Annotated in this window: 5 protein-coding genes; 2 read left to right on the forward strand and 3 right to left on the reverse strand. The window is 62.4% G+C overall.

The window, feature by feature from the left end; genetic code table 11:
• Positions 1-55 precede the first annotated feature (55 nt).
• Positions 56-490, forward strand: a complete 435-nt coding sequence (locus CU669_RS18645) for a hemerythrin domain-containing protein (protein ID WP_112147107.1) — start codon at positions 56-58, stop codon at positions 488-490.
• On the opposite strand, the gene CU669_RS18650 is transcribed toward CU669_RS18645, so the two are convergent.
• Positions 487-942: a PilZ domain-containing protein gene (locus CU669_RS18650; protein ID WP_239988791.1), complete on the reverse strand. Its 456-nt coding sequence runs from the start codon at positions 940-942 to the stop codon at positions 487-489. The two genes, CU669_RS18645 and CU669_RS18650, sit on opposite strands and share 4 nt — an antisense overlap.
• Before the next feature lie 79 nt (positions 943-1,021).
• Positions 1,022-2,590, reverse strand: coding sequence for an alginate export family protein (locus CU669_RS18655; protein WP_112147108.1), 1,569 nt, complete (start codon positions 2,588-2,590; stop codon positions 1,022-1,024).
• Positions 2,591-2,968: 378 nt separating this feature from the next.
• On the opposite strand from CU669_RS18655, the gene CU669_RS18660 reads away from it, so the two are divergent.
• Complete coding sequence (locus CU669_RS18660; RefSeq protein WP_239988792.1) at positions 2,969-4,372, forward strand: carbohydrate porin; 1,404 nt, start codon at positions 2,969-2,971, stop codon at positions 4,370-4,372.
• A gap of 64 nt (positions 4,373-4,436) precedes the next feature.
• On the opposite strand, the gene CU669_RS18665 is transcribed toward CU669_RS18660, so the two are convergent.
• The gene (locus tag CU669_RS18665) at positions 4,437-20,813 is read right to left on the reverse strand and encodes a LamG-like jellyroll fold domain-containing protein (RefSeq protein ID WP_112147110.1); all 16,377 of its coding nucleotides are present in this window, start codon (positions 20,811-20,813) and stop codon (positions 4,437-4,439) included.
• Between the last annotated feature and the right edge of the window lie 15 nt (positions 20,814-20,828).

The following is a 20,828-nucleotide window of genomic DNA, read 5'->3' on the forward strand; positions in this document are numbered from 1 at the left end:
GCACGCCTCCTTACTATCTATCGATAGGGTGGCGAATTATTGGCAGGATGATCCCATGTTTCGATGGAACATGTCCCTGGAAACAGGCTTGGAAGCAATCGACCATGGACGCCGCCAGTTGTTGGAGGCCATGGCGGATTTCTTCCAGATCCTGGACAATCCGGCCCTGAATCAAAAGCTGGTGGCGGAGCGGACCGGCGCCATCTTCACCGCCATGAAGGCGGCCTTCACCGCCGAGGACCAGTATCTCAAGACCCGCTCGGAGTCCGAGGGATCGCCCCATATGGCCACCCACGCGGCCTTCATGCTGTCCTATGTGGAGCTGTGCAAGAAGCTGGTGCCCAAGATCAAGAACATCAAGCAGGGGCAGCAGGCCTGCCTGGAGATCTACCGCAATATCGACGGCGGTCTGTATCACCACATCAATGACGAGGCGCTGGCCTACAAGCATATGGTCAAGCACCCAGCGAAAGCCGCCGAGAAGGCCTAGGACGGAGGAGAGGCATCCCCGTCAGCCTGCTCCACATTGCTCACCAGCGGTTTGGCCAGCCTGAGGACGAATTTTCCCGTCATCAGGCACACCACGTCATCCAGCGAGACATGGGAATAGAACCGGCATCCGGCCAAGCCATCCTTGGCCCACAGCACCGTCGCGGAAAACGTGCTTCCGTTGGTATCCGTGACCGTGATGTCTCGGGGCAGCGGCGTCATGACCGCCATGGCGCCTTCGATCTGCTCGAAGCGGAGCTTGAAGCCGCCGCGCGAGGCATCGATCATGAAAGCGCGGCTATCGAAGCCTTCCATGGTGAAGATGCCTTCGGTACCGCAATTATGCCGTTGCCAGGATCGATTGCCCAGCCCAGCCCCATTCTGTTCCAAAGCCACCGCTTCCGCCCCCGGCATGCTCCCGATTCCGTGCCAGGGTAGGCCGAGCCGGGGCATCTGTCCACCCTTGCATATCCCAAAGAAAAAGCCCCGGCACCGTCCCAAGGGAGGGTGCCGGGGCGCTTTCAACCCGATACTAGAACTTCACGACCAGCGAAGTCTCGGCCAGCAGCCAGGTGCTGTCGGCGCCGTTCCAGTTATTACCAGCATCGGCATTCAGGTTCAGGTACTGGCGATAGCCCGTACCCGACTTGGCGGCGGCGAAGGCGCCCGACAGCGAGACATGCTCGTTGATGGTCCACTCGGCGGTGAAGTCGATTTCACGAGCCAGATTGTCGGAGGTGACACCCACATTCTGCCCCTTGGCATCGTAGTTGTAGGTGTAGCCCAGGACGCTCAACTTCAGGTCGTCGCGCGGATTGACCGAGAACACCAACTGATGGATGTTCACATTGCTGTTGGAGATCACGTAGTTGCCGACGATCTCACCGATGAACCACGTGCCGAAACCGCGGGTGATGGCATTGTAGAAGAAGGGATCATAGGCCTTCTTCTTGTTATCGGTCGGGCTCTTGTCGCCGCTGAAGTGCGCATAGCGATAGGACAGCTTGGGGGTCCACATCACGTCGGACAGCTGGTAGCCGGGCTCGATATACCATGCATTGGCATCGACCTTGCGGTTAACCTTGCTGTTGTTTTCGTAGACGTAATTGCCATACAGCGAGAAGTCCGGCAGGAACGGCAGCATGTTGCCGCCCACATGGGCCGAATACACGTTCATGCCGTCGCGATTGGACGTCAGGGTGTTGGTCGAGGTCACGTTGGTGACGCCCGGATTGCCGAAACCAAGGTTCCCCGAGGTGTTGGCATCGATGACATTGAAATAGGTCAGACCGGCATACCACTTGCGGTCGGCGAAGTTGGACGCGCCGTCCTTGGCCGGCTTGCCTTCCTCGGCATCGGCGTTCTCGAACCATTCGATATTGCCGCCGATGACCTTGGTCTTGGCGCTGTCGGGGATGGCCGTCGGCATCAATCCATTGGCCGAGTTGTTCTGCAGGTAGAACACATCGGCGCGAACCGGACCGGTGGCGGCCTTCAGCAGGCCGGTCTGGGCGAAGGCGGTGCGCGACTGGGTCCAGAACATGCCGCGCTGGCCCTGGTTGCTCGTGCCGTTGCTGATCAGGAAGCCGTCGGCGACCTTGAAGCTCTGACGGCCGCCGGACAGGTCCAGGGCGTTCTCGTCGAGACCGAGACCGTCCAGGGTCTTGCCGGACTTCCAACCGCCATACAGGTTTTCGACGCCCAGCAGAACCGGACGGCCGTAGGTGGTGGAAATCAGGCTGGGATCGCCGTCGCCGCCGGTGGCGGAAACCTGACCGCTGACATCACCATAGAAGGTTCCCGCGCTTTCGGTCTCGAACGAGGCCTTCAGCTCGGGAGTGATGAACCATTCGGTCCAGGCCGGACGGCCGGAAATGCGGCGCTGGGTCGCATTCTGGTTGTTGGTCCACGAACCGGCACCGAACTGGGCGCCGGGGGAAACGAAGCCGGTCAGGCCAGCGGTGACGGCGGCGTCGATCTTCAGACCGTTGGCGTCATACAGCGACATGTCGGCCTGGGCGGGAACCGCCGCGAAACCAACAACGGCAGAAAAAATCGCGCCAGAAATCAGGCTGCGGCACTGGAGATTACGTTCGACCATCACTCACTCCCTCGCGGAACTCGTATTTACTGCGCTTCACTTCGCAACGGCCATGCCAACTGGAAAGTCCAGAAATTCAGCACGCCTAAATCTTCGTTGCCCACGGCTGATGCCGATTTGTTGGGCACGCCTTTTGTAGCTGACCCAATTATAGGCAGGCAAGGCAGTTCTGCCCCCCTGCCCCCATTGCAGGCAATTCCCCCCAGAGCTGTTGCATTGCGGCAACACCCTTGCAAACATGCCACACGGCGACATCATTGCTTGGCCGCACAGCCCGTTGCTTGACAGCAGAATCGTCCTTCTATACCTCTGCTCTCAAGGCTCACTCCACAAGCCTTGGGGGCAGCCCTGGTGAGGGACAGCGATATGAGGTATCAGATGAAGGCTTCGATGGTTATTGCCGGACTGATTGCTTTGCCGCTGTGGGCCGCGTCGTTTCCCGCCCTGGCTGGGGACGAGAGTTCCGCTCCCGCTCCGGAGGCAGCCGAGCCGAAGGGCTTTTGGGAACGCGACACCCTGACGGGCAATTGGGGCGGCCTGCGTGACGATCTCGCCGATAACGGCCTGAAATTCACCGCCACCTATACCGGCGAGACGCTGGGCAATGTGTCGGGCGGCCTGCGGCGACGAGCGGTTGCCGAGGGCCTGCTGCAATTGGACATTGATGCCGACCTGGAAAAGGCCATGGGTTGGAAGGGCGGTCTGATGCATCTGACCGCCTTCCATATCCACGGCCGCCAGCTCAGCGCCAACTTCCTGGGCGCCAATCTGGCGACGGTGCGCGATATCGAGGCCAATCCCGCCACGCGCCTCTATTCGGTGTGGTTTCAACAGAGTGTGCTGGACGACATGGTGTCGCTGCGCTTCGGCCAGCTTCCCATGCAGGAGGAATTCTACACCAGCGCCAATTCCGCCTACCTCCTGAACGGCGCCTTTGGCTGGCCACTGGGCTTCTCCGCCAATCTTCCCAGCAGCGGCAGCGGTTATCCCGTCGCCAATCTGGGCTCGCGCCTCAAGGTCCAGGCCACCGAGCAACTGGCGATCCTGGCCGGCGTGTTCACCGGCGACGTGGCACCGGGCAGCGCCCAGGTTCCCGATCCGCAAAAGCGCAATCGCAGCGGCGTCGACATGCGGGTCGACCAGCCGCCGCTGTGGCTGGCCGAGGTGGATTACGGCGTCAATCAGGAAAAGGATGCCGAGGGCCTGCCCGCCATGTTCAAGCTGGGCGGCCTCTATTACAACGGCCGCGCCCTGGATCAGCGTTACGACAATACCGGCCTTCCCCTGGCGGCCAGCGACAGCTCGACCGTGGCCAAGCCCAAGCACGGCAATTGGGCGGTCTATGGCGTCATCGACCAGATGCTGTGGAAGACCCCCGGCACCGCCGATGGCGGCCTCAGCACCTTCTTCCGCACCACCGTCCTGCCCGAGGATCGCAACCAACTGCCTTTCGCCTTCGACACCGGCCTGACCTATAAGGGCCTGTTCGAGGGGCGCGACGACGATGTCGCCGCCATCGGCTTCGCCTATGGCCGCATCAGCCCGGCCCTGGCCGCCCGCGACTCCGACGCCCGGCGCATGAACACCTCCACCGCCCAGGTCCGTGACTTCGAAGCGGCCGTGGAACTGACCTATCGCTATCAGGTGACGCCGTGGTGGACCATCGTCCCCGATGCCCAGTACATCTTTCATCCGGCGGGCGGCGCTGGTCTGCCCGACCGGCCGGCGACTCCCATTCCCGACGCGGCGGTCCTGGGCTTGCGGACAGTCTTCAAGCTTTAGGGTCCGACAAAAAACAACGGCCGGAAGCCACAAGCTTCCGGCCGTTGCCGTTTCTGGCGTCCGCCTATCCGACGTGAACGTTGTTTTCCACCAGCACATGGGCATCGCCATTGCTGTACTGGGTATAGCTGTCGTGCTTGTTGTTCACGGTCAGGTCGGCTTGCCCGTCAACGTGCCAGCCGTTCTCGGCAAAGCTGACATAGTTGCTGCTGCTGTTGCCGCTGCCGCTGCCGATGACCACCAGGGTGTTGGCGGTGCCGGTGATGGAATTGGCGCCGTTGGTCATGGCCAGGACATGGGCCAAGTCCAGCTTGGCGCCGGTATTGCTGTTGGCGAAGTTCAGCACATCGAAGTTCTGCAAGGCGTTGGTCTGAAGCTTGGTCAGATCGAAGGTGTCGTTGGTATTGCTGATGCCTTCCCACAGCAACTGGTTGTTGCCGCCCGAACCACCGTCGAGGAAGTGGAAGGTGGTGCCGCTGCCATTGGTGGCGCCGCCGACTCCGATGACATTGTTGCCGCCATGACCGATGAACACATCGGCGCCGCCGCCCAGATGGACTTCCTCGTTGCCGCCAAGGCCGATGAGGTAGTTCGCGGTGAGCGTGATATCGCTGAAATAGTCGTTCTGGCCGATGCCGGTGGCAGAGCGAACCGTCAGATTGAGACCCGTGCCGCTGAAGGTGGGATCAAGCAGCCAACCCGCATTGGTCGGGCCATTGTCCAGGCCATGGATGGACTCGAAACCGCCCGTGCTGCTCTCCCATGTCATCAGGCTGTAGGAGCCGGTCGGGGTGGCATGATTGGAGATGTAGAGATCACCGCCCAGATTGGCGACGCCGGAAATATCCAATTTGTCGCTGCCGCCCGTGAGGCCGGTATCGAGCACGAGATGGGAATCGCCCGCCAGGGTCAGGTCGCCGCCGATGGCGAGTGTCCCCGCCGTGGTGGAGGAGCCTGGATTGATATAGCCGTGGTTAACGAAATCCGCATCGGACACATAGAGTGTTCCGTCGCCGCTGATCAGGCCGACATTGCTGGCGGCGGCATGTCCGGTGGAATTATCCTGCATCACCAGATAGGTGCTGGCATCGCCCAGGGTGAGGACACCGTGGTTGGTGATTGTGGCGGCCGTGAGATACAGGCTGTGATCGACCTGCATCAGATTCACGTTGTCGAAGCTGTCGGCCATCAATCCGTGACTGCTTGATGCCACCTGCCCCGTCGACATGATCGTGCCGTGGTTGGTCAGCGCACCTTCGACCCTCAGCCAAGCCGTATCGGTGTATGTGCCCCCAACCGCCGCGTTCAGTTGCAAGACACCCAAATTGTCGAAGCCGTGCTCCATGATCGCCACGGCCGCGCTACCGCTGATGCCTTCCACCAGCAGCAAGGCGGCCGCCGCGTTCTGGAAGGCGACTCCGATATCGTTGTCGAAGCCCCGCAGCGCGATGGTCCCGCCGGTCTGTTGCAGCGTCCCGGCACCGGTCAAGGTTCCACTGGACAGGGACAGGGCTCCGGCCGACTTGGCGAGGGCATTGGTCCCCAAGGTCAGGGTGCCGCCATTGATGGCCAGCGATGAAGAGGCGCCAATGCTGGCCCCCACATCGATGGTGATATTGCCGCCGGTCAGATTGAGCGCCGATGCGGCGGTCAGGCTGAGGCCGGCGATCTCGTGGGAGCCGGAGGAATGGGTGATGGTCACGCCGCTCATGGCCACCAGACCGGAGGTGTCGCTGGTGATGGCGGTGGTGGCATTGGTCTGGTGGTTATACAGCTCGACCCGCTGATAGCGGTCCACCGTGTTCGTTCCGTCGCTCTCGGTGAAGTGAAGGATTTCCGAGCCGGTATAGGTGGAATTGGTCGGGGTATAGGTAAAGCTGGCGGTCCCGAGGGTGAGAGAACCATGGTCCGGCCCGGTCATCCCCCAGCCGAAGGCCGTTCCTTCCGGGTCCGTTCCGGAAAGCGTGCCGGTCAGGGCGCCGCCCGCCACCGCGCTGGCATTGGTCATGGTGAGGACGCCGGACGGGGCTCGGTTGCCGATGGTGACGGCCATGGAAGACGAGGTCGCCAGTTCCTTGCCGCTGTTGTCGACCGAATAGTCGAACACCTGGAAGTTCACCGTATCGCCACCGACGCCGTTGAAGCCGGGGTCGGCCGAATAGGTGGCGGTCTTGAGGGCGGCGTTGATGCGGTCCAGGGTTCCAACCACGGTGACGGCATTGGAACCGTTGGCGCCGCCAATGATGTTGAGCCCACCGGTCTGGCCCAATTGGAAGAAGCCGTGGCCCGCGCTCAGGACCACCTCGAACAGTTGGTGCCCCGCAAGTCCGATGGGATCGCTGACCTGGAAGTTCAGGACATGGCTGCCGCTGGAATCGGTGGTGAAGGCGCCAAGCCCGCTGACCTGCGGCGCCTCATGGGCCGCCCTGACATTGACCCCGATCGTGGCATAGGTCAGGAAACCGCTGCCGTCATTGACGCCGACGATGAAGCTGTCGCTGCCGACATAATGGGCGTTCGGGGTGTAGACATAGCTGGGTCCGGAACCGCTGGTGGTGATGGTGACGGTGCCGTGCGCGGCCTGCTGTTGCAAGGAGACGGTAAGGGCCTGCGCCGCATTGTCGTGGTCGATGGACAGCAGGCCGCCGCGCGCCACCGTGTCCTCGCGGGTGGTGATGATATCGTCGTAGACGCTGGGCTTGACGCTGAACGAGGACAGCGAATTGGCCGATGTCCCCGCACCGAGGTTCGTGGTATCGGCGACCGCTGTCCCGGCGACATCGTCGAGACGCCAATTGTCCAGCAGCCCGCTTTCCTGGCCGGACAGGCGGTTATTCATGTTATTGGCGATTTCCGCCGCCGTCCGGGCGTAGTTCCACAGCCGCACGTCGGACAGGTCGCCGCTGAAGAAGTTGGTCCCCGTCAAGGTCTGGCCGATCTGGCCCGTGCCGGTGGCGATATTCAAAGCGGTGGCGCCACTCAGGGTCGCGACCACATTGCCGTCCACATAGACGGTGGCGACACCGCCGCTGCTGATGGTCAGCGCCACATGGTGGAACAAGCCGTCATTATAAGTGGTTCCGGACGGAGTCGCCGCATTGGTGCCGCCCTGGATCGAGAACCCCAACTGACCGGCATTCATATAGATCTTGATGCCGGTGCCGGTGCCGGTGGTCGAGCCCAGGGACAGTATGGTCTCGTTGGACGCGCTGGACGTGCGAATCCAGGCCTCGGCGGTGAACTCGGTTGCCGGATGGGCACTCAGCGTCGAATTGGTGAAACCGATATGATCGCTGGTGCCGTTGAAATGCAGCGCCTTGCCCGCTGTATTGGCAAACAGTGGCTGCGACGCCGCCGCCTCGCCCATGGTCCAATTGCCCAGCAGGCTGCCGGTCGAGACCGATGCCGCGCCATTGGCGGCCGCCGACTGGATGCTGGCCTGCGACAGGGTGGTGCTCCACACCGCGACGTCGGAAATATCGCCGGTGAAGGTATAGCCGTCCGTCCAATGATCGGCCAAATCGCCGATGACGGCGGCGCCGCCGGACTGGACGTCGAGAACTTGAAGATTACTGGTGAGATTGCTGTAGGTATATCCTGCCCCGTCCGACTTGCCGTCCACGTAAAGACTGACATATCCGGCGTTATAGGTGGCCGCCACATAGTGCCATTGGCCGTCGTTCACATAGGCGCTGGAGCTCACGCCGACGATATTGTTGCCGCCGAAATACAGGTGGCCTTCATTCACGCAGAAGATAGCGGTCTGGTAGAGGCCCGTCGCGCCGACCTCCAGGATCTCGCCACGGGTGGCGTTGCTCATGGTGGTGCGGATCCAGGCGCCGTAGGTCACCGCGCCGGTCCCGGTGGTCAGCGTGTTGGGGCTGGCGAGTGTGATGCCGCCGACGGCGCCGGAACCTTCCAGGTGAACCGCCGCATGGCCCGAGATGACGCCCAGCGTATCGCCGCTCAACGTCGTTCCGTTGTGTCCGGCGCCGGTGATGTCATGGATGGTATTGCCCGCACCCGCGCGGCCGACGAAGCTCAGCGACAGGCCACCGCCCGATGAATCCGGCACGAAGGAATTGACATTGCTTCCGGACACACCGTCCTGCATCCGGTCCATGGACCATTGGACCATCAGATGGTCGTCGCTTTCCAGATCCCTGCGCCGATAATCGTCGACGACCTCGGCGGCCGAACGCACATCGCTGAACAGGCGGATCTCGTCCAACTGACCGTTAAAGCCATAGCCGCCCGATCCCTGGGCGCCGACGCTCAAGGTCGCCGCCCCGGTGAAGCTGGTCGGTCCGGTCGCGGTCCCAACCAATACGCCGTTCTGGTAAAGGCTCAGGACATGGGAGACGGAATCGTAGCTGCCTGCCCAATGGGTCCAGGTGTTGACCGCCGGAACCGGCGTGACCGAGACGGTGTAGCCGTTCAGGGTGAACCCGAAATGAGTGGCGTCGGTGTAGCCCACGCTCATGCCGCCGCTCTGATACAGCGCGGTCTGGGCCGACGCCGAGGTGACCGCCCGGTTACCCCAGAATTCGAAACTGAATGATTGGCTGGCCATGCCCACGCCGCTGGCCTGGGCATATTGGCTGCCGTTGAACTGCAAGTTGCCGCCCGCCGCGCCGACGCCGATGGGCTCCACCGGGCTCGCCACTTCGACGCCGATGGTCTTGGTGGTCACGAAGCCATCCGAACCGGTCGCCTGGACGAAGAACTTGTCCAGACCGTGCCATCCGGCATTGGGCGTATAGGTGAAAGTGCCGTCGGACGCGATGATCAGCGTTCCATGCGAGGTCAGCGAGCCGCTGGTCAGGCCGGTGGCGCTCCACGTCTCCGACGTGCTGGTGGAGGATTCCGCCGCCAGATGGCCGTGATAGGGCGCGCCGTAATCAGCGGTGAGCACATTGTCGTAGATGGGCGCATCGTTGCTAACGGCGGCGACACCCGAGGTGGCATTCACCAGCGAAGTGGCATTGGACGCTTCATCCAGTTGCCAGTTGGCCACCAGCCCAGTTTCCCCTCCAGTGGGCTGATGGGCCATATTGTACTGGATCTGGCTGGTCGCCAGGGCGGAATTCCAGATTTGGATATCGGCTATATCGCCGCTGAAATTCGTGCTCCCATCCCTAAGGCTGTGGGCGCCAATAGTCGCCGAATGCTCCAGAGAGAATGCGGAAAGATCTCCGTTGAGAACGTCAACGCTAATCGATTCTTGAACACCATCGACGAAGAGCTTGAGAGCGTTGGTCCCGACATCCAGGCTATAGGCCACATTGTGCCATTGGCCATCGGCTACCGTGGTGCTGCCGATATACCTCTTTACACATCCCGTCCCCCAATTATCCACCACATCGACCCGCAGCACGCCAAAAGCCACGATAATCTGAACCTGGGCACCGCTCGTGCCCGAGTTGCCTGCGGTGAGGATCGCGGAGAAGTTAGCCGTGCTGGAACTCTTGATCCAAGCCTGAACCGTGTGGCTGGTCAGAACCAGATTGTCAGAGGTGGTCGCGCTGCTGCTGCCATCGAAATGCATGGCGCCCTGCGGCTGCCCTGCGGCGAGACCTGTGCTCACGGAGGTCAGCGTTCCTGTCACAGAAGCGGTAAGAGAGGTCGTATCAATCACTGTGCCGTTGTGGGGAGTCGTCGCCACATCCACGACCGTGCCCCCCGCATTTGCGGCCGTATCCAGGTGCCAATTGGCGACCAGACCGGGTTCGGAACCGGTCAGCTCGGTGCTCATGCCGTTCTGAATCTGGGCGGAGTTCAGCACCGTTCCCCACACCCGCACATCGGCGATGTCGCCGGTGAACTTGGCGTAATCGTCCCGCATGGTGCCGATCTGGGCGGGAGCGTTGACGCTGAGGCCGCTAATGCTACCGGTGTTTTGCGACAGGAACAGGGAGGCGGATTCGGCCACGCCGTCGACGTACAAGGTGATGGTATTGGTGCTGGGATCGGCGGTGTAGGCGACATTGTGCCACACCCCGTCGGCGATATTGGTGGTGCCGATATAGCTTGCACCACGGACGGGGCTGACACCGTACATCTCGGCCACCAGTTTGCCTTCACTCACCGCCAACTGGATCCACGGAATAGTGTTGGAGCCGTCGCTTTGGCTCGAGAAGATGGCGCCATCCCAGCCGGGGGCGGCGTTGGTTGTCCTGATCCACGCCTGGACGGTATGGCTGGCGAGGCTGAGGCTCGCCGAGGTGACGACCGAACTGCTGCCGTCGAAATGCAACCCGCGGCTCGGCGGCTCGACCAGATGCGGGGCATTGGCCGCCGACAGGTCGATGGAATGGCCGTTATGCGACCGGTCTTCGACGACATTGCCACCGGCATCGGCGCCGTTCCAATAGCCGATCAAGCCCTTTTCATAGTCGAGCTGGCTATGGGCGTTGTCGGCGATCTCGCTGGCGGTGCGGGCGTGATCCCACACCCGGATTTCGTCCATGGACCCCTTGAAGAGGGATCCGATCCCCATGGAACCACTCGTCGGAGCCGCGTCGGTGAAATGATGGCTGGCGGTCGCGACGGCATTGCCATCGACGTATAGGGTGAAACTATCGCCTTGATGACTGATCGCCACATGGGCCCACTGACCGGCAGTCAGGGTAGAGGGGGCCTGAAGGGTCAGACTGTCCCCGGCGGTAACCATCTGGAAGGTGAGTTGACCGGAGATGATCCGCAGGTTGAAGTATGGAAGACCACCACCAATGATGAACACCGCCTGGGTTCCGGTCAGACTGGCGGGATTGATCAGCGTCTCGACGGTGAAGTCGCTCATCCCTAGGGCGGCGAAGGCGCTGTTACTCGAAACAGCAACACCTTGGCTGCCATTGAAGGTCAACGCCGCCTCGTGCTGGCTGACGCCGAGGACGGAGGTGGTGTCCTTGACCTCAAGCTTCACCGACTTGTAGGTGTCGCCCAGGCCGTCATTGACCTTCACCACGAAGGAATCCACGCCCACATAGCCCGAGGTCGGGGTATAGGCGAAGCTGCCGTCGGGGTTGAACACCACACTGCCGTGCAGGGGCTTGGCCTCGATACCGTAGCTCAACGCCGCGCCGGTGCTGCTGTCGGCCGCCAGCACGCCGTGATAGGACGAGCCGCGATCAAGCTCGATCACCGCGCCAGAGATTGGAATGGCGCTGTCGATCAGGGTGGCGCTGCCACTGATCGTTCCGTCGTTGCCCGCGCCGGTCGCATCAAACACCGTAGTGCCGGTGACCGAATCCAGCCGCCACATGCCGAGCAGATCGCCGGGATTGCCGTCGATGGGGCCGTCCTTGTTGGCGACGATTTCGGACCCGGCCAGAACCCGGTCCCACAGCCGCACATCGGCGATGTCGCCGATGAACTTCTGCCCACCATCGATTCGATCGCCGCCGATCACCATCTGCTTGGCGCTGGCGTTGAAGCTGTTGGCGGTCAGGGTATTGGCCACGACGGTCGTGCTCACATCGACGCCATCGACATAGATATGGACCGTGTTGGTGGCGGCGACAAAGCTGTAGGCCACGTTGTGCCACAGGCCGTCATTGAGTGCGATACCGGTGGTCTGGACTTCAAGGTCATGACTACCGTCGGCCTGATTCATCTCGATGCGGATGGATCCGTTGGCCCGCATGAACATGGTGGCGTAGGTGCCGCCGCCGTCGGTGCTGACGATCCCCTGATAGTCATGGGTGGTGTCGGTGCTTCGCACCATGGCTTCCATGGTGTGGTTGGTGAAGCTGACACCGGAACCGCTGGTGACGATCCGGTCGGCGCCGTCGAAATGCATGGCGCGGAATGGAGTCCCGCTGAGCGTCGCGCCATTCAGCGTCAGGGAATGGGAATTGCCCGAGGCGTCCGACAGGCTGTTGCCCTTCCACGCCGCGACCAGGGAATTGTCGTCGACCGTGGAAAGATAGCGGTTGGTGGCGATTTCATCGGGGCTGAGGCTGTCGGCATACAGGCGCACGCCCGCGATCTGACCGTGGAAGGTGGTCGAATCGAGTCCGATTCCGCTTGCTCCGGCCCGGGCACCGACCATCAGGTCATAGGCATTGACGATGTCGAGATCGGGGGCGGCAACCACCTGCACCGGCTGGCCGTCCACCATCAGCATTAAACCGTCCTCGAAGCGGGTCACCGCCACATGGGACCAATTGCCCAAGCTCAGCGCGGTGGTGCCGCTGATGGTCGTGGAGCCGATATGGAAGGTCGGAACGCCCGCGACCAATTCCAGGGCAAAGCCGTCGCCCGCGCTGGAATCCTTGGCGATCAGCATCTGGGTGCCGGTGAGGCTGGCCGGATTGACCCAGGCCTCCATGGTGAAGGCGCCGCTGGCGATATTGAAGATATTGCCGGCACTGGCCGCTTGGCCGCCCGCGAAGGTCAGCGCGGCATTCTGGATGCCGCCCGAGCGGACATCGGCATGGTTGTCATCGACCCAGGTGCTGGCACGGGTGGCGCCGCCGAGCAGAGTGCCGTTCTGGGCGGTTCCGGCGCTGTCCACCGCCAGGGCGCCGAGATCGCTATCGAAGGTGTAATGGGCGACCAGGGAGCCGCCTTGGTCGCCGGTCAACACCTGCTGGTAATTGGCCGCGATCTGGGCACCCGTGCGGGTCACGTCCCACACGCGGACATCGTCGATCTGACCGTCGAAATGGCTGTCGCCGGTGGCATCGAACTTATCGCCGATCTGGAAGTCGCCGCCGCCGGTAAAGTCGAACTCCGACGTCCTGGTCGCGACCTGCGTTCCGTTCTTGTAGAGAGTCATGGCATTGGTGTCGGCGTCATAGCTGGCCGCCCAATGCACCCACTGCCCCACATTGTCGGTGGTGTCGGTGAAGGTCAGGTCGTTGCCCCAGAAGCTGAAAATAACATCATTGCTGTAGCTGGCTGGCTGGAAGTCGATATGCAGCCCTTCTCCCCCATATCCGTGGGTTCCCATGGAAATGGCATTGTCTTCCGTGGACGAAGTCTTCCGATTGGCCCAGAACTCGATGGTGAAGTTATGGTTGGAAAGGTCGATGCCCTTGGCATGGACCGCGCCGGTCTCGCCGTCGAGGACGAGCGCGGTGCCGGAATGGCTGTAGGTCGCGTCATGGGCGCCGGTTTGGTCATGGGCGACGAGACCGGTCCCCTCGTCCAACTTCCAATACCCCACCAGATGGGGCGCCGTGGCGGGAACATCCGTGCTCGCCACGTCGATCAGACGGCCGGCATCCAGGGCCGTGCTCCACAGCCGCACATCGGCGATGTCGCCGTGGAATCCTTCGCCGCCATTGGTACCGGCGGCGCCGATCACCATATTGCCGGGATGCGTCCCGAAATCACCAATGCCCATGGTGTTGTAGGGAAGGTCGTAATCGACCCCATCGACGGACAGATGCCAGACATTGTTGGCATGAACCAAGGCCACATGCTGCCACATCCCTACCGTCAGGCCGGCTGTGGTGCTGGCCCCCATCTGAGCGCCGCCGCACATGAAGCCGATCTTGCCGGTGCTTTCTTCCAGATAGATTCCGTAACCACTCCAACTGGGGTCGCCGTTATAGGCGATGAATTGGGGATGGTCGTTGGTGGTCGAAGTCTTGCCGTCCCAGCGGACCCAGGCTTCCAGCGTCAGATCGCCGGTCACCGGAATGGCGTTGTCCGCAACCACCGCGATCTGGCCGGTATCGAAATGAGCAGACCGGTCCGGCGGCGCCGCCAGATGGGCATGCGCCCCCAGCACCATGTCGGAATAATTGTCGCCCACCAGATTGGCCGAGGTCGAAGCCGCGTCGTTGAAGGTCCAATGACCGATCAGATTGTCACTGGTGGTGTAATTGGACGGATGGGTGACCTGTTCCGCCGATTGGGCCACGTTCCACAGTTTGACGTTGTCGATCATGGCGGTCAGCGACGAATCGCTGTTGCCGCTGTCGGGACCGACGAACAGCTTGGACGCGTTGGTCATGGTGCTGCTGGTGCCGCCCTTGGAACCGCTCGCCACGCCGTCGAGGTAAATGGTCGCCGTATTGCTAGAATAGGTGACCGCCACGTGATGCCAAGCGCCTGCCGTCGGCTGCGCCGAACCGCTGCCCACCGCCGACGAGGTTCCGACCACCAGATAGCCGTCGTCATTGACCTGCACATTCAGCAAGGTGCCGGAATTGTCGTAATCCCGGAAGCTGAGAAGGCGCTGCGCCCCCTTCCCCGTCGTCTGGGGAAGATAGAAGTCGAACTCGACGGTCGCCTGATTCGTCGCGAAGTCTTGCGAATTGATACTGGCGCTGGCTGCCGTTCCGACGCCATTGGTAATCAACACGCCGGTCCGTTCCGCCACGCCCGCCACACTGGTGTTGTCGGTGACGTTGACGGTGAAGCTTTTGGTCGTGGTGTGGTTTTCCGCGTCGGTGACCTGCACGCTGAACGTATCGGAGCCGTAGAAGCCGAGGTCAGGCGTGTAGGAGAAGACGCCGTCCGACTGCACATGCAAGGTGCCGCTATGGGGCAGGCCGCCGGTGACGGTGCCATAGGTCAGAGTCCCGCCATCCTGGTCGAATCCGACCACGTGACCGTTGAGGGCGACGCCCTCGCGGGTGGTCAGGGTGGCGGTGGCCGCATCCGGTTGCATGTGGATGGACTGGTATAGGTCTCCGGTAATCACCACTCCGGACTCATGGCCGGTGGTATCGACGACAGTGCCGCCGGAGATGGTCCAATTGTCCAGCAGGCCCGGCTCGGTACCCGTCAGGCCGTGATTCATATCGGCGGCGATTTGGGCGTCGGTCCGGGGTGCCTCCCACAGCCGCACATCGGTGATATCGCCGACAAAGTCCGTCCCGAACGTCGCGCTGGCCGCCGCCAGTTGCAATCGCGGCGGCGCATTGCCCGAGGTATGGACGACCGGCGCCGTGGCCAACTCGCCATCGATGAACACTCTTATCGTCGGCAGGGAATCGATATCGTCATAGCTGTAGCTGTAGGCCACATGGTGCCATTGACCGTCAGCGATGACGGCGGTCGTTTCCCAGAGATTGTACTCCTCAGTGCCGGTTCCAATTCTGACCTGCAACAGGCCGCCCGCGCATAGGTTTAGGGTCGCGCTGGTATCGGGATCGGAGCCAACGGTAAATATCGTGCCGTATCCGGTCATATCCGAAGTACGGATCCACGCCTCGACGGTGTGCTCCGACAGGGCGAAGACATTGCCTGAGGTCACGCTGGTGCTGCCCGCGAACTCCAACGCCTCGGCCGGAGGCAACGCCAGATGGGCGCTGCCCGACAGGGTCAACGGATGCTGGCCGGTCAGATCGGTCAGGGAGTTGCCGTTGACCGGATCGAACGTCCAGGCCCCCACCAGCCCGCTCTCGGCGCCGGTATAGGTCGCCCCGGCGCCGCCTACCAATTCCGGCAATGTGCGGATCGTGTTCCACACCCGCACATTGTCGATCATGCCGTTGAGAACGCTGTTGCCCTGGTCGCCGATGCTGACGCTGTCTAGTGACTGCATCAGGGCATAATCCACATCGTAGGTGATGCCGCCATACACCATGCCATCGACCACGAAAGTGGCGGTGGACAACCCGGTGGAGAGGTTGTCGTCGATGGTCACGGCCACATGGTGCCAGACATCGGTGGAAATGGTCGCGTTGCCGATATGGACCGGCGAATAAGGAGGGTTCGGTTCGGAATAGCCGTTGTTCACATAAAGATGACCGGTGGTATCGACGCCGAACGACAGACCCACGCTGTTGGACCCGTGGCTGAACAGCCGGATGAAGTCCTGCCTGGCCCCCAGTGACGACACATTGACGTCGCATTCAAAGGTCGCGGCGCCGTCAATGGTAAACTTACCGGTCCCAAGGAATGCGGTGGCCGACCCGGTGTCGCCGTCCAAGGCAAGCGCGGAATTGCGGGTCGCCAAGCCTTCCAACAGCGGCGCGTGGTTGCCATGGGGGGCTTGCAGCCTTGCCATGGCCGGTGTCGAGGTCAGGGTGCCATCGCTGACCGTATAGGTGATCAGATCGGAACCGCCGTATCCGTAATTGGGCGTATAGGTGAAGGCGCCGGTGGCCTGATCGAGCGTGATGGTGCCGTGGCCCGGCTCGTAGAGCAAGCTGTAGGTCAGGGCATGACCTTCGGGGTCGCTGCCGGTCAGTTGCCCATGCCCGGCGGCATCCAGGGTCGGCGTGATGGCCGCGCGGTCGGAGATGACATACTCGCCGCCGGTGCCCAAGACGCCATCCAACTGGTGCAGGCTGGCATCCTTGACGGTGGTTCCACTGCCTTCGTCGAAGCGCCAATTGGCGACAAGCGCGGGCTCGTTGAAGACATTCAGCTCGCCGGTCATGCCAGCGGAAATCTGCGCCTCGGTCCGAACCCCGTTCCACACCCGCAGCTCGTCCATCAGCCCCTTGAAGTGGCTGTCGGGATTGTTCGGGCTTTCGCCGATATCGAAGATCGCGCCGGACGAAACCGGCAGCGCCCCGGGGTCGAAGTCGAAGGTGTCGGCCGCGACCCCGTCGATATAGGTGACGGCGACACCGTTGGCGCTGTTGAAGCTGACCGCCACATTGTGCCAAGCGGCGTTGGTGAAGGTGACAGCGGCGGCACGGGAGGTCAGGGCCTGGCCGTCGAGGACGGGGGTGATGAAGAATGTGCCCGGATCCACTCCCTCGGTGATTTCCAGCGCATAGTCGGTCTTGATGGCCGTCATGCCCCGCGCCATGACCGTGTGGACGCGTTCGCCGCTGCCGACCCATTCCGGCAAGATCCAGGCTTCCAGCGTCATGGCATTGGTAAACGCCAGGGCCTTGGAGGTATCGGCGACCGAGAACCCGGCCGTATTTTCACCGTCAAAGCTCAGGACATAGCCTTCGCCGTTACCGGCGACAGGCGCTTGGTTGACCGCGGTGGTGGAAATGCTGATGGTGCTGGTGCCGCTGGTCAACTGGCCGTCCGACACCGTCACGGCAAACGAGTCATTGGCCGAGCTCTGGCCGTCATTGATGTAGGTGACGCCGTTCTTGACGTTCTGGGTGGCGTAAAGATCGTAGCCGGTAAACTGGGATCCGACACTGGCCACCACGCCGTTGATGGTCACGGCTCCGTGGGTCGGCAGCGCGGTGATGGTGTAGACCAACTGATTGGGCTGCATGAAGACCGGCGTCGCGGTCTCGGCATCGGAGGCGATCAGGCCGGTGGACAGAACCGAGACATAGCCGCCCTGGTTGACCGAAAGGGCGCTGGCGGTACTGATGGTCGGCGCATGGTCGGTGCCGCTGAACACATGCATGTACAGATTGGCCGTGCCGGTGCCCCCGACACCATCCCAAATGCTGGTGGTAATGTAATCGGTTCCGGTGGTGCTGCCCGCGACGTATTTCACTTGGCCCTGGGCGATCTGCGCCTGGGTGAAGGTGCCGCCGCTGGTCAAGGCGGTGCCGTTGACCGTCAGGGTGCCGAAGCTCAATGTGGCGGAGCTGACCGAATAAATGATGTTGCTGGAATCGCCCGTCAGGCTATAGGTCAGGGTATCGCCATCGGAATCTGTGGCGACCGCCGAACCGTATAGGGGCGTATTGATATCGGTCTGCAGCAAGCTGGTGCCGGTGAACACCGGCGCATGGTTGAGGACCGTGACGGTTGGACCGACCATATCGGAACCCAGGATGCCGCCGGTCGCACCGGTCAACTGGATCACGGTGCCGTCCATGGCGCCGTTCTTGAACACAAGCCAGCCATCGGTGGTGTCGTGCATGAACACGGCGGTGGGATTGGTCAGCCCGGTCAAGGTGGCGACGGTCGCGCTGAGCGTGCCCGACCAGGAGCGATAGACGAAGTCCAGGGTGCTTCCCGCCGCCGAAAGGTCGAGCTTGTCGGTGCCGGACTCGAAATCGGCGATCACCATGGGACTGCCCACGGTGCCCGCGTTGACGGCGATCACGAAGGTGTCCGCCCCGGCGCCGCCGGTCACGGTGTCGCCGCCGGTCCCGGCGCTGATGGTGTCGTTGCCGCCGCCGCCGACGATGGTGGTCACCGAGGCGTCGGCCACCGTGTTGATCACGAGTTTGCCCGATGACCCGGATCCATCGATGGTGACGATACCCGCAGACCCGTTGGCAATGCTGCCCAGAGTCAGTGTTCCGGCCCCCACAAGCGACACGGTCTCGACGCCGGTCACATGGGAGAACGCGGAATCGGCGACAGTGCCGCCGTCGAGGACAAGATTGTCGTAGCCCGCCCCGCCGGTCACGGTATCCGCGCTGGTCAGGCCGTTATGCAGCTTGAAGGTGGTCGAACCGGAGGCGTAACCGATCAAGGTGTCGTCGCCGCCGGTCCCGGCGTCCAGCACGACCCCGTACCCGGCATGAAGGACATCGGCGCCGCTGCCGCCGATCACGGTGGTCGACCCGTTGCTGGTATCCAGGGACACCGTCTTGCCATCGGAGAAGACGATGGAATCGACGCCGGAAAGCGTCATGCTCGCACCCGCCATGCCGCCGGTGAAGCCCACATTGACGGAGCCGGACGTATAGGCGGAGAAGACGGCCGCTGACTCAGTGGACAGCGCTTTGACAACGTCGATGCCCGCGCCGGCATTGAAATTGGTTTGGCCGGAACCGGCCGCCAAGGTAACGCCGTTAAAGTTGGCCGAGGTCTCCACCGTCATGTAACCGGTGGTGGCGGAGGCGTCGATGGTGTTGACGCCGTTATAACGGCCAAGAGCGCCAAAGGTGACCGAGGAGGGAGTCGACCCCGTCAGAGTCAGGGTTTCGACACCGCTGAAAATACCCGCCACGGAATCCGTGATATTGCCAACATTGCTGACGATCACCTGATCCGTCCCCGACCCGCCGATGACGCTGGTCATGGTGATCAGGTCGGCTCCCGACACCTTGATGGTGTCGTTGCCGCTGCCCGCATCGACGATCGCGATGCCGTAGCCCACATTGATGACGTCGGCGGTGCCGGTCCCGGTCAGCGTCGTGTCGGTGGACGTGGTGAAGGTCAGGCGCTGCGTGAAAATGTCCTGGCCGGAGGTGCCGTTCTGCAGGAAGTTGACGACGACGTCGCCATTGGCAAGGGTCGTCGCCGTGGGCTTATGCTCGATATCGCTTGCGGAACTGAGCGTCAGCACCCCACCCACGGGCTGGCCAGTGGCGCCGTAGGATTGCGCCTTGACCACAAAAGATCCGGAGGAGTAATCATCCCATACCGCCATGAAGCCGCCACCGGCCAACGCGGTGATGGTCGGCCATGCCTGCCAGCCCGAAGTGGTCGCGGTGTTGACAAGAAATCCCGAGGTTACCGCCGATCCGGCGGAATCGAAAACTCGGGCATAAATTCCAAAATTATTGCCGTCATTAACGGAGTCGTGCCAGACCGCCGCGAAACCACCCCCGGCCAGCGCGGTGATTATGGGGGCGAATTGATCGCCGTCGGTCAGATTGTTGACGGAGATGACCCCACCGACCAAAGCGCCGGTCGTCGGATTGATCCGCTGGGCGAAAACGCCGGCCCCGGAAGCATCCGTACCAGCCCAGGATACCACCACGGTTCCATCGCTCAGCGTGACCGCTCCGGCGGTGGGCTCGCGGGCGCCGGATGCGATGGAGATTTGGCTCCCCACCTTGGTCCCGGATGAATTGTAGATCTGCCCGTCAATGGTCCTGGTGGTGCCGTTGCCGCCGCCATTTCCGTCCCAGGCGACGAAGAACCCGCCATCATGGGTGGCCGTCACCACCGGCCAGGCTTGATAACCATTGGTGGTGGTATTGACCAGGAACTCGTTGCCAGCACTGCCGCTGGTCGGCCAAGTGGCGGGATAGATACGGCCATAGACGCCAAAACTGCTGCCGTCCTGGTTCAAGCTGTGCCACGCGGCAACGATCCTGCCATCGGACAGTTGGGAGAACTGGGCGCCCCATTGCTCGCCCGGCAACGTCTGGTTGACCACGAATTCCGAGCCAACCTTGGCACCGGTGGAATCGAAGCGCTGGGCGATCGATCCCCAGTCGCCATCGACATTGTCCTGGCCCTGGGTCCGCCACGTGCTGATCCAGCCGCCATCGGCCAAGGGCGCCAAGTAGATATAATCCTGGGCCCCGCTATCGAAGGCATTGACCTGGCTGGCCGCTCCAACGGCAAAGCTTGCCGCGGCCGGGGCGCTGGAAACAGTCAGAGACCCGTCGGAGAACTGCAGCGTCTCCACATGGGTCAGATAGTCGGTGCCGTCGTCGCCGTCGCTGGAATTGGTGTCTTGCACCGTAATGGTGCCGCCGCCCATGGCGCCGATCTTGTAGTCGCCCTTGGCGCCGTGGAAAATCGCCTTGTCGGTCCCGGCACCGCCATCGAAATGGTCGTAACCCGTTCCGCCGGTGAAGGTATCGTTGCCGGTGCCGCCGGTAACCGAGATCGGCTGGCTGGCGGCCGAAACATCCACGGTGACGCCCGCCGA

This window comes from Paramagnetospirillum kuznetsovii, assembly GCF_003284725.1.
In the GTDB taxonomy this organism is placed as follows: Bacteria; Pseudomonadota; Alphaproteobacteria; order Rhodospirillales; family Magnetospirillaceae; genus Phaeospirillum; species Phaeospirillum kuznetsovii.